This window comes from Bacteroidales bacterium, assembly GCA_014860575.1.
Classification (GTDB): Bacteria; Bacteroidota; Bacteroidia; order Bacteroidales; family JAAYJT01; genus JAAYJT01.
In genome coordinates this window covers 21,519-33,844 of the sequence record JACZJK010000039.1, presented here as the reverse complement: position 1 = coordinate 33,844, position 12,326 = coordinate 21,519, and the positions used below count along the sequence as shown (strand labels likewise).

The following is a 12,326-nucleotide window of genomic DNA, read 5'->3' as shown; positions in this document are numbered from 1 at the left end:
GATTGAATTAGTAGTTAATAAATATTTGAATTTTTTGCCTACTCCTTTCAATAGACATTTTATTGTTTTTATATTGGAAGCAAATGCTTGATAGCTAGTTTTTGTGTTCGGTCAATTTTAAACAAACCCCAATGTTTTTCAGGCTCCAGGGGTTCAGGAGAACCTTTCCATGTTTCATCGAAGGCTTCAAAGAAAAAGGTTGGGATACCTTCTTTCTCCGTCCAATCCATCAACATTTCAAAGTACATCTTCTGGTATTCTTCATTAACATTTTCGGGATGGATGCCTCTTCCGTTTGAACTGGTTGCCCAACCTGCCTCAGTAATCACCACCGGTTTATCGGGGTACTTTTTTACTACTGAGTAATAATTTTCCTTTGTGTAATCCAGTGCATCATTAATGTGCTTGTATTCCCAAACCGGATAAGTATGTATAGAAATGAAATCTACTTCTGCTGCTACTTTTCCAAGTTTTACGAGCCAGGCAACATAATTCTCACAAAATGTAACAGGCTGCTGAATTTTTCCTTTTACTTGTTTTACAAAATTAAGAACTTTTCTTTCTGGAACGAAATGGTCAGTCCACTCCACACATGCCTCATTTCCGACTGACGCAGAAAAAATTAAATCCGGGTATTGATTTGCGAGTTCAATCAGCCTGTTGATGCTGTTTTGGTTGTGAACCCTGTTTAATTCCAGTCGTTCCTCTGAATAGACGCCGCCATTCCAGGGGCAATTAAAGTTGTTCATTTCAGCGCCAATATAGGCTCCCAACATCAGCCGGAAATCCAGCTTTTCTTTGTTGATCACATCCAGTACAGTTTCAGCATGCTGATCGCAGTCAAAAAGGCGTAAATACTTCCAGTGCCCATGAAGGAGTAACAAATCTTCCTTTACTTGCTCATAGGACGGATAAATTCCGCCAGGATGCTGGCCCTGCCTGAAACCTGAATAACAAATTGCCCTTCCGGGATCAATTTTCAATTTTTGAAAAGCTTTCATTGGCATATTTTAATTTCTCATAGCGATCCCAAACTCCCCAATAAGCGCCAACCTCTCCTTCATTTCCAATTTTCCACGATTCATCAAATGAGGAAAAATAGAACACTTCAATATTTTCATCAATCGCCCATAACTGGGTGTTGATGAAATATTTAATGGCATTCAGTTGAGTTGGGATTGAACTACCAAGGCTCTCACCTTTACTTGGCCAACCTGTTTCGGTGATGATGACCTTTTTGCCTTTTCCGGCCAGTGTAGCTTGATGAAACATTTGCCTCATGTGCTCCAACGAATATTTGAAATCGGTACCTTCCCAGAAAGGATAGCAATTGCTTAAAATCACATCGCAGGCATCGGCCAAAGCTGGACGCTGGGCAAATTCATAGTAAGCATCAACATAACCTACCGGGATTTCGGGGATTTCTTTTTTTACCCTATGGATGTAATCCAGCAATTCTTCTTCTGATAGATCATGCCGGTACAGCACTTCATTGCCAACAGCGGCTATATCAACAAAACCATCTTTGGCCAGTTGAATCAGATTCTCGATTTCCTGTTGGTTTTTATCCTCTTCTTTTCCCAGCCAGGCGCCTACCAGTGTTTTGATCCCAAATTCTTTGGCAATCCTGGGAATCTTTTCATTTCCCTCGATGCATGAGAATGAACGGATCCACTTGGTGTAGGGCTGCAGAATTTTCATCCTGCGTCTTATCTGTTCTTCCGGGATTATATCTCCGGGTTTCTGGCCGTCTTCGTAAAGACTGAAGCAGAAGCCATGCACACCACCGTAAAGGATCTCAAGGAATAAATCCCTGACCTCATCACCGGTTTTATCATCAAAAAAGCTTTCTTTCGGAATCAACCCGGATTCCCTGAATTTCAAATACCTTTCTGCTCTGTACGACATATTCGTTAATTGTTGAATTTATGATTATCTAAGTATTACAACTCTCCTCTTCTTTTCACCAACTCATCTTTGATACCTCTTGCCTTTTCTTCGGTCATATCATATTTCCACATTACTATAATGGCAAGCCCGGCGGTGAATGCCGGAACAATAATATCAGCGAGTCTGAGGTTGGTGATGGTATCGGCTGTTTGTTGTGCAGCATTTTGGTCAAAGCCAACCAGCTTGAGAACCAGACCACCCAATACAAGTGCCAGGCCCTGGCCCAACTTCACCATCCACCAGTAAATAGCACCAAATGTTCCTTCTTTTCTTGGCATTCCATTAGTAAGCTCATCCAGATCGCAAACATCTGCGGTCATGCTCATCATCAGGGTAAAAAGGCCGCCAATACCAAACACCATCAAAGGAATGGGCATGAAGATCATCCATGGGTTTTCAGGATTGAAGCCCCACCATTTCAGGGCATAACCTACCATCGAGATGGCTGTTGAAATTATAAATGCATTTCTTTTACCCCAGCGGTTCGACATCCATGTGATAAGCGGGATGATCAAAAAGGCAGTTGTTACAGCGCTGATTGTTGAGAACCATGCCGGCCATGTTCCTGCCAGGCCGTAATCGCCCTTGAACATATAAAAAACAATGATGAAGTAGCTGAATGATGCCACCATCTGGAATCCGTTGAAGACCAAAAATGTTGCTCCGCAAAGCTTCACAAAAGGAGCATTCCTGAACACCTGCTTCATTCCCTTCAACAAGCCCTTGAAATTCCGGGCAATATTTTTTAAGGTAAGATCGTCGCGGTTTGTCAGGTTGGCCTGGTCAATTTCTTTGCAGAATAAAGCCGGCATTAAACCGAGGATCATGCAGGCGGCTCCGACAATGACCGAAAGCCTTCGTACACCTATTGCCTGGGTTTCAAATAAATCAGGATTAGCGATCAATACCCAAAACCAGGGAACGATCATCCAGGCTACTTGCCCAAGGGTTTGTGAAAAACCCATCAAACGGGTTCTTTCATTGTAATCAAAGGTCATTTCATAGCCCAATCCAATGAGCGGGGTGGAAAACATGGTGTTGCCAATCAGGTATATCATTGAAAAAATCAGGAAATACCAGAAATTGTATAGCTGTGAATTGTCCGGATAGAGTTGCCATAAAACGGCAAACAAAATACCGCTGAGAATAGCTCCGATAAAAATATATGGTTTCCTGCGACCAAATCTCGATTTGGTATTATCCGAAATATAGCCCATGATAGGGTCAGTAATGGCATCAAAAAATCGCGGCAAACCGCCAAGCAAACCGGCCAGGAAGGGATCCATTCCAAAGGCCGTTAGCAAAAAGAAAGCGAAAACGCCTAAAGAACCTGGTAGTAAGTTGTTGACTAAGTGGCCAGCCCCAAAGGCGGCTTTTTGTCCCAATGGGACTTTGTCTTTTAAGGGTGTAGCGTAAGCTGACATGGCTAGTAGTTTTCGTGAGTAAATAATGGCTGGTTTATTTTTGTGATCCCGGAATTAAAATAGTTTGAACTGCTTTTCCGCTGATGGCAAAATCCATTGATTTTTCCTGCAGCGATAGTTTAATTCCTTTTTCTTCTTCGTTAGGATTAAAAATGACGACCGCAATACTGCCATCAGGATTCTGAGCGGCAGTTACCATCAGGTCTTCATCCGGATTTTCGAACCCAATCCTGACGGCGCCTGGTCTTATAAACCTGCTGAAATGTGCCAGTGTGTAATACAAGGGCGTGAAATACACTTCATCCTGATCAGGGTCCACAATCACAGGGGCTACGCACCAATTGTTGGCCCAATTGGGGCCACCCTGCCTGTTAAGTACCATGTTCCAGTCAACCCAGCCATCAACCCAATTGTTGAGGCATCCGATTATATCGCGGGCATACCTGAATACAGGTACATACTTTGGGTGGCGGTATTTGTGTTGTTCCGGTGCCCAGTCCCAGCCCCAGTCGGTAGCTTCTTTGGACCAGTACCAGGCATCGTCCTGCCATTTGGGAACTTCAGCATCCACACAAGCTTCGGTGTTTATCAGGTGTTTGTCAGGAGCTTTTTGATGAGCATACTGCAGCGCATCAGGAAAGAAATCATAAGTACTGGCATACCAATGTACGGCAGTGCCATCGTAGAAATCCCGTGCTATTTCATCGTCATACATCACATCCACCCACTTTATCATTTCATCATCGCGGTTCTGATCGAAACCGAAGATCTTTACCTCTTGCCCGTCAGCCCTGAGTTTTGGGCCTAAATGGTTTATCACAAAATCATTTTGCTCCTGAGGTGTAAAATGCATGCTTTCCCAATTGCTGTCGTTGCCCAGGGGTTCGTTCTCAACCGTAATAGCCCAGATTTCAATGCCTTGTGTGCGGTAGGCATCAAGGTATTTGGAGAAAAACAAAGCCCAGGTGTCGTAATATTCAGGTAGTAATTTCCCACCCTTCCAGTCTTTGTTATCCTTCATCCAGGGCGGGGCAGACCAGGGTGATGAAATAATTTTGAACCCATCTTTTGAAATGGCCATGGCATCTTTGATCATGGGAATGATGTCGTCCATATCTTCCTCAATGGAGAAATGTTTTAGTTCCATATCATTTTCCACCGATGCATAAGAATAGTTGCCTAATGAAAAATCGCTTGAGTTCATATGGGTTCGGGTAAGCGAATACCTGGCGCCCGATTCGCCAAAATAGGCTTCAAGGATTATGTTGCGGTTTTCTAGACTCAACTGATTGAGCAGGTAGGCGGAAGCTTCAGTAAAGGAACCGCCAAATCCGGTGATGGTCTGGAATTTTTCGTCAGGTAATAGCGAGATTTCAGCTTTCGCTTCTGTTTCCGGGAATTCGGTCATTTTGGTGAGTTTGTTCCCGCTTTCGGAAGTTTCAAAAATATCTGCGTCCATTTTTTTCTGGCTCATACAACTGCTTATCAGGATTAGTAAGAGAAAAAGTACTGCCGGGATTTTAAAGTTTATTTTCATCGTGTTTTAGTTTTGTGTTTTGCGCGCCTGAATTTCTATGTCGGTTGGTGGAACCTTCACGGTTTTCATCATCGCTTGCTTGTCGCCGTTAAATGTTTTGGTGATGGGCTGCCCATCGCGGGTCAAACCTTCGAATATTCCGGCATCTACCAAATCCCACAAAGCATATTTTGCTTGTGCCTGCAGGTTGATCAGCCCAAAATGATTTTCCGAACCCAGGGGATTGGCGGCATCCTTCCATTGTTCGTCAAAACCAATGAAATAGAAACAAGTAATACCCGCTTTATCCGTCCATTCGCGTGTGAGCTGGTGATACAGAGCTGATTTATACTCATCTGTTGCCCGGGAACCTTCATCGCCATAATGCTCATTGGATTGTGTTGACCAGCCGGTTTCGCCGATATGCACCGGTTTGTTTATGCCAAGACTTTGCATATAGTCCACTACACTTTGGTATTGAGTTTTAGCGTAATCATGCGCACGCTGCATGGCTGCATGGGTTTTTTCCAGATCCGGAAGATTTTCTTCTTCGTCCCGCACTCCCCAGAAATCAGGATTGTAATGCGTATCGTGCATGGGATAGGTGTGCATGGAGATAAAGTCCACCGCCTTGATGAGTTCTTTGAGGTCTTCATTATGGTACTCGCTGCCGCCACCGCCCCAGGATGCAAAATTGTCGGAGCTTGTGATCCACAGAGTTTCCGGCAAGTCGCCAGCTTTTTTCAGTTCCTGCAAATGATTCACCCATTTCAGTATGATACCGGGTTCAACATAATAATTCCAGGCCCAGTGCACCATGGCCTCGTTGCCTACCGCAATGATTTTAACGATGTCAGGATATTTCTTTGCCAACTCAACAGCGCGGGCAATTTCGCCGGCATTCTCTTCGCTTTCTTCATGACGGATACGATCCGGCAGATCGGTAAAGGCGTTTTTGCAATCAATCCAGACGCCCAGCATCAGATACATCTCAAATTCAGGGTCTTGCTGCTTAAGTTGGCTGATTGCATCCAGCAGATTGGCTGTTTCATCATAATACACATTATAGGTTCGCAAAAGCTTAATTCCCAGCGCTGACAAAATTTTCATGTCTTCTTTTAGCTGAGGAATAGTGGGCTGAATGTCCCTGGTGATCTCACGATAACCACCATAAGAAATTGCCTGGTACCCGGGATTACCTAATATCTCAGCTGCCGTTTTACCTGTGTGATCCGGGCTTTGAGTGCAGGAGATCACCAGCAGAGCTGCTAATAGTGAAATCAGAAAGGGTAAAATTCTTTTCATATTGTATTTCTCGTTTTGTTGGTTCGTCCGGAATAAGTAATAACATAAATTGATTACAGTTGCTTTGACACTGTCAGCTTGCTTTTTTATAAACTCTTACATAATCAATTATCATTTTTTGCGGGAAAGGTGTTTGTGGAAGCGGAAATCCAACATAATTACCTCCAACTGCCACATTCAGGAGAATAAAGAAAGGCTGGTCATACACCCATTCACCTGGTACATCATCTGGTGTGATGCGTTGATACAAATAATCATTTACGAAAAAGTCTATTTTATTTTCATCCCATTCAATGGCGAAAATGTTGAAGTCGGTATCAAAGCGAGCATTGTTCAACGTGTAATTCTTTGTTACCGGATTCCCACCTGAATATCCAGGACCGTGAATAGTACCATGAACGATATGAGGCTGCTGCCCCCTGAGTTCCATGATGTCTATTTCACCACATTGGGGCCAGCCAACGGTTTCAATGTTGTTGCCAAGCATCCAGAATGCAGGCCACAAACCAGGGCCATAGGGGGTTTTCAACCTGGCTTCAAAACGGCCATATTGTTGCGAAAACAAACCTTGTGTTTTAATTCTGGCCGATGTAAAACTGTTGCCACTTTTTATTGCTGTGATTACAAGTTTGCCTTCACCATCAAGCGATACGTTGGCCGGATCGTTGGTATAATTCTGCAATTCCTGGTTCCCCCAGCCATCTTGCCCGGTTCCCAGATCAAAACCCCATTTAGAGGCATCGGGCAATTCTCCGGCAGTGCCGTTAAAATCATCGCTCCAAACGAGTTCCCACTTGCGTTCGTCCAGTTTCTGAAAATCGTCGCGTTCGCAGCTTGGGAATGCAAGAAATGAAAGGAGCAGTAGATAACTGAATTGCATTTTCCTGAATTTATTTATCGTATTCATATCTTCTATTTTAAATTTACAACTTAGAGCCTGACATTTTAATTCTTACGGAAATAAATATTGTCTAACCAGATGTCGCCGTTACCGTCGAACTTAAGTTGAATTACATCACTCAAATTGACTGGTGCGAAGGCTGACATTGGAATATCAATACTTGCCCAGCCTGTGGTTGGAACCGTTAATGAAAATTCTTTTTCCACTGGCCCCGGGCTGATGAGCCACACTTTAAGTAGCGTGGAATTAGCCGTCCAGAAATCCAGATGTAAAAAATTCATCGCTGAAACATTCTGACTGCTTCCCAATTGAATTCCCTGGTAATTGAGGCCGGCAAATTTTAATGTGTTGTTTCCCTGAATTTGTACTTCAGAAACTACTGTTAGTTGACCCCAATCGGGATAATCCGTTCCGGGAAGGACCTCGTAAGAATCACTATAAATTGCAATCACATTGGCAGCAGGATGTGTGGGTGTGGGCGCCTGGGTCTCAGGTTCTTCAAGCGGGGGAGGCGGAGTGCCGTCGTTGTAGAACAGGATATTATCAGCATAGAAGTTCGAAATATTGCCACTTTCATTCACAAAGATGATTTGCATGAGGGCTGCTCTGCTATTCAACCCGGCAATGTCCTCGAATGGCATGTCAATTCTTACCCATTGCTGCGACATTGAAACTGGAATGTCCTTAAAGAAAGCACCCGTTCCGCCACCCGCATCATCTACTATCTCAAATTTCATTTTTGCATTTGCCGATAGTTGGTTCGGTATAAAGATGTCCATGTACAAATGTGTCATAGAAGTAGCATCAATTGTAGGAGCGCTAAACTCGATACCTACAAAATTGAAATCGGTGTAATGGAGGATATGGTCACCGCCTACTTCAAAGTCAGCAGAAAGTGTAGTTTGGTATGGTGCCCAATAACCATTGTAGTATTCCACCGGTACGTTAGGATAAATATCACTGAATATTGAAATAACATTTGAAGGATCTAAAGTGGGAACCGGAGCATTTTCAAAAGCGCCTTCCGATTGAACCATGAGCGAACCTTCGGCAATAACATCCCTAACACTTGCTGTGATTTCAGCATTTCCGGGGCCTCCGGTAACCATTACTCTCCCTGTTGCATCAACCTTTGCAATGGTTGTATCGGAAGATGTGAACTCAAAATATGCTGGTGTAATATTCACTGCCTGGTTTATCCCGTTTGGCAAATTAAAAATTGAAGTCAGGCCACCAATTGCTTTTTCGACTCCAATAAAAGCAGTCTCGGTCTGATCCTCACCATTCAGAATGGTAAACTGAGGATGCGCAATGGTTCCAGGATTTTCGAATTTCAACTCATCAATCCAGAAAGAAAAACCTTTGCCCTCAATAGGAGCAACAGAGTAGAAAAACATGCCTCGCTCATTTGTGAGCCGTGAGGGATCAGGAACTGGAATGTAATATTTCTGCCAGGCGGTACTTATGGCCAGGTCCGAAATCGAAGTCTGATATTTTGACGCTCCGAGATCGTTCCCAAAACCAACAACATTAAGTATGGCTGATTGTGAAGCTTTGGCCCAGAATGTCAAGGCAGTGAAGCCTGACAAATCCCTGCCCGATTCCGTAAAAAACACTCCGCCGGCGTATAATCCATTGGGGTCGTTGGCATTGGGCACATCAAATCTCATAGAAGCGGAAGAATTGTTGTAGGTTACTTTGTTGTCAACATCAAAAGCTGTGGGAATCGAGCCTCCAAAAGCTGCATAATTCAAGCCTGCGCTGAAATCGTCAATAAACACCAACGGATTGGTAGAATTGGTAACCGGAGATAAATCTTCGAGATCGCGCTCGCAGCCCATCAAAAGCAATGCAAGCATCCCAATGGGGATATAATTTAGAAAACGAATAAGAATATTTGTGTTCATATTGTTAAGATTTTTTATTTACCAATATTTATGATCACGTAAGTTCTGATTTCCCATTCGTTACCATTGTCAAAACCAATGGCCATAGGATCAGGAACCCGGTTTCCGGCAGCATCCACTGTCCAGGTTGGAGCATAGCGAGGGGAATATTTATCGAGTGTACGATAGGTTGCCCGGATACCGATGCTGGTTGCCGGCAGCGCGAACCAATCGGGTTTTCCCAATGAAGTTGAGATGTCAGCCATAAGTTGCAGCGGGAAAGTTAAATTATAATCGCGGTGATAATCATACGGACCCCAGTCGTTGATCCTGGCAAATGAAGTGAGTTTAATATTTTTAAAGATCATCCTTAAATCCACGCCATAACGGCTGATGGTGCGGTCGTCGCTACCGTTGGCCTGTGCATCGCCGGCATACAAATTGGCAATAAGCCCAAAATCTTTGGTTGGTTTGGAAACCAGCCTTGCGTGAACCTCCCACAAATCTTTTGCCGGTGGCGCACCCGGGAAAGCAAATGGTGTGCGCCCATCAGGCAGAATGCCGATGGCAGCATCCTGGGTAGTGGGCAAATGACGATATACGAAGCCCAGGCTAACAGCTAATTCTGCATCCTCGCTTTTATCGCTGTCCCAGTTATACATCCATGAACCGGGAGTCGGGTCGTAGGTAAATAGAATTTCAGCAGCCAGTTGTTCCCTGTTGGCTCTTACCACGAAGGGGTCATCAAGAATATTTCTTGGTCTTCCGGGAGATGCAACTGCTGCCGGAATTGGGCCTTCAATTGGCTTTTGCCATAGAAAATTTGGTCCAATCTGCAGATCACCAATCATGTAGGTGAATCCGGAAAGAACATTATACTGGTTGCCGCTGCCGCTATCTTTCAATCTCCATCCGGTAAAAGTAAGGGTTTGATCAACGCCGCCTTGCGCAACCAGCCCCATAATAGCAGATTGTCCGTACCAATTGAACCTGCCGCTGGCATAGCTAAGTTTGATTTTACCACCAAAATTATCTTCCGGCTTAATTTCATCTTTGTAAACACTATAGTTACCCTCTTCTCCTCTCACCACCTGAAATTCTCTTCCCTGGAGTGGCTGTCCTGCCCAGATACCTCCTAAATCAACTTCAAACTTTCCAAACTCTCTGTTCATATGCAGTGTCAGCCTCCTGGTTTTGGGTTGCGGGATCGCAAAAGAACTTTCAGTGAGTCCTAATTGATCGAGGTCTTCATGGAAAATACCGGTGAAAGTATTGTTTCCGAATTTCTTGTTATACTTGAGTAAAACTGCCGGGTTGGCTCCCCACCACAGTTGAGGGCCAAAAGCCAGGGTGAAATTTTTAAATTGCCTTTTGCCTTCCACCTCCATACCAAAAGGTGCGATACCGTTATAAATGTCAATCTGAGGGCCATAATTGGCTTCGGGGTACAAGCCGAAGAAATCTCCTTCATAGCCCCAGTGATAATGACCGGTTCGATAAAAGCCTTTTGCATTAAACCATTTGTGGTTCCAATCGTAACTGGCCTGGTAAACCTGCACCCTGTTTAACGATTCTAAACTCACATTGCCATTATCTCCGCCTAATTCTACGCGTCGGCCTCGGTTTTCATAAAAAATCTCATCTATCGGGTTTTGTGCTACATTTCCCAATGCGTTTATCTCAACATTGGCACTGAAGTTGGGCGCCGGATTGGCCTGAACGCCGATAAAAAATGACTGCATGTGATCAAAACCCAGCTGATCGGGATATTTATTACTGCCAGGGATGGGATCATCAGGAGTGGTAATTAAACTGCCACCTGTGTTAAAAGTTGTTAGTTCTGCACCCAACCGGCTAAGGCTGATTTTTTTAAGCTTTTCGCCTTCGAGGGCTGCCTTATCCCCCCTGGCTTTTAAAGCGGCATCAACAATGCGAATGCCATCAAAATGTTGCTGAATGGTTCTTAATGAAGTACCCGATGCATATGGATCAAACTGATGGACCTCTTTTAAGGAATAATATGAAGCCCTGGGAAATAATTGATAGAATCCCGCTTCATCAGTGGGCCCTTTGGCGCAAATACCAAACCACTCCTCATTCATGTTGTTTTCGCCTGGAGCGTAGTCGAACAAATATCCGCCATTTGCCCAGGAAGCATTGGTGTTATGTACATCCAGGTCCTTGGTCTGGCCATATTTCCACCAACCATCACTGAATTGAAAAGTAAAGCCACCAATTGAATTACCCGCTTTTCCGAGGCCGGCAGCGTTTTCATAAATCTCTCTCCAGTTGGCTACATTATAAATTGCTTGTTCACGCTGGGCTTCCTCCTTAGTGATGGCATTGAATGCATCCGAACCAAACTCAGTTAATAATAGTGGTTTATCATAATCTCTTTTGGCCTTATCGAATAAATCAGTAAATGAAATACCGCGATAAACATTGATCCCGAAAATATCCACATCCTTACATTCCTCAGCGATAATATCAAGGAATAGCAGGTCGCCGTTACACAACGATACCGGATGGTTCGGATCAATGGATTTCATTGCTAATGAAGCCTCATTGAATAATTTGTACATGTGGCGGGCTCTGTGGGTAGATTCCCTGTCTTTCATAGGAATATCTTCCGTTTCAGCGCCTCCCCAGAAAAGCCCGTAGTTGTTTTCATTGCCCAACAGATACAACAGCAAACCAGGAGTATCTTTGTATTCCTCTGCCAGTTCTTTTACCTCCCTTAACAGAAGTTCTCTTGCCCTTGGGTCAGAATATTCCGTATTTCCAACCCAGGCTCCATCCAGTGTGAGCCCGTATCGTCCAAATGAATGGTTGAGCATGGTATGGATACCATAGGTTTCGTAAATGTAAGTGATCCATTTGGGCTGGATGCCTGTGTAAACGCGAATGGTGTTCACACCCATGTTTTGTAGCAATGACATTTCATCATCAAGCGCCTTTTTTATGAAATCGTCAGGCTGATTCCACAAACTATAAGCGTAATTGGTTCCAATCGGGAAATAGTCCCAGTTCATACCATTTACCATGAAAGCCTCCCCATTAACATGGAGCCTCCATCCATCTGCTTTTTTTTCCACATCCACCCTGCCAGCTTGCCCAAAAAGGGAAATGGAGAAGCTCAGGATAATTTGCAACAGGACGATTTGTTTCATAAGAATATATGTTAAGTTAATAGTGCATCAGACCCAGGCTCAAAGTGTAGAGCAAATGTATATAAGAGATTGGCTAAACCACTTATATACATTTTATGTACTGAGGAAAGACAATTAACTGCTGGCTATAAAAACTATCTGCAACTATTTAATTATCAGTGTTATTTTAATTCT

At 43.8% G+C, this 12,326-nt stretch carries 8 protein-coding genes; all 8 read right to left on the bottom strand.

Annotated elements, in window-relative coordinates:
• Nucleotides 1–68 precede the first annotated feature (68 nt).
• The 8 genes from IH597_10550 to IH597_10515 all read right to left on the bottom strand — a co-directional run bounded on the left by IH597_10550 (nucleotide 69) and on the right by IH597_10515 (nucleotide 12,152).
• Nucleotides 69–1,001, bottom strand: coding sequence for a glycosyl hydrolase (locus IH597_10550; protein MBE0662895.1), 933 nt, complete (start codon nucleotides 999–1,001; stop codon nucleotides 69–71).
• The gene (locus IH597_10545) at nucleotides 973–1,908 is read right to left on the bottom strand and encodes a glycosyl hydrolase (GenBank protein MBE0662894.1); all 936 of its coding nucleotides are present in this window, start codon (nucleotides 1,906–1,908) and stop codon (nucleotides 973–975) included. Before IH597_10545 ends, IH597_10550 begins: the two co-directional genes overlap by 29 nt.
• Nucleotides 1,909–1,943: 35 nt before the next feature.
• The gene (locus IH597_10540) at nucleotides 1,944–3,374 is read right to left on the bottom strand and encodes an MFS transporter (protein ID MBE0662893.1); all 1,431 of its coding nucleotides are present in this window, start codon (nucleotides 3,372–3,374) and stop codon (nucleotides 1,944–1,946) included.
• 34 nt (nucleotides 3,375–3,408) lie between these two features.
• The gene (locus IH597_10535; GenBank protein ID MBE0662892.1) at nucleotides 3,409–4,911 is read right to left on the bottom strand and encodes a glycoside hydrolase family 30 protein; all 1,503 of its coding nucleotides are present in this window, start codon (nucleotides 4,909–4,911) and stop codon (nucleotides 3,409–3,411) included.
• Between the two features lie 6 nt (nucleotides 4,912–4,917).
• On the bottom strand, nucleotides 4,918–6,144 hold the full coding sequence (locus IH597_10530) for a glycosyl hydrolase family 17 (protein ID MBE0662891.1): 1,227 nt from the start codon (nucleotides 6,142–6,144) through the stop codon (nucleotides 4,918–4,920).
• Nucleotides 6,145–6,268: 124 nt separating this feature from the next.
• Nucleotides 6,269–7,102, bottom strand: a complete 834-nt coding sequence (locus IH597_10525; GenBank protein MBE0662890.1) for a glycoside hydrolase family 16 protein — start codon at nucleotides 7,100–7,102, stop codon at nucleotides 6,269–6,271.
• 38 nt (nucleotides 7,103–7,140) lie between these two features.
• Complete coding sequence (locus tag IH597_10520; protein ID MBE0662889.1) at nucleotides 7,141–9,003, bottom strand: glycosyl hydrolase family 16; 1,863 nt, start codon at nucleotides 9,001–9,003, stop codon at nucleotides 7,141–7,143.
• Nucleotides 9,004–9,017: 14 nt separating this feature from the next.
• The gene (locus tag IH597_10515) at nucleotides 9,018–12,152 is read right to left on the bottom strand and encodes a glycosidase (GenBank protein ID MBE0662888.1); all 3,135 of its coding nucleotides are present in this window, start codon (nucleotides 12,150–12,152) and stop codon (nucleotides 9,018–9,020) included.
• Nucleotides 12,153–12,326 lie beyond the last annotated feature (174 nt).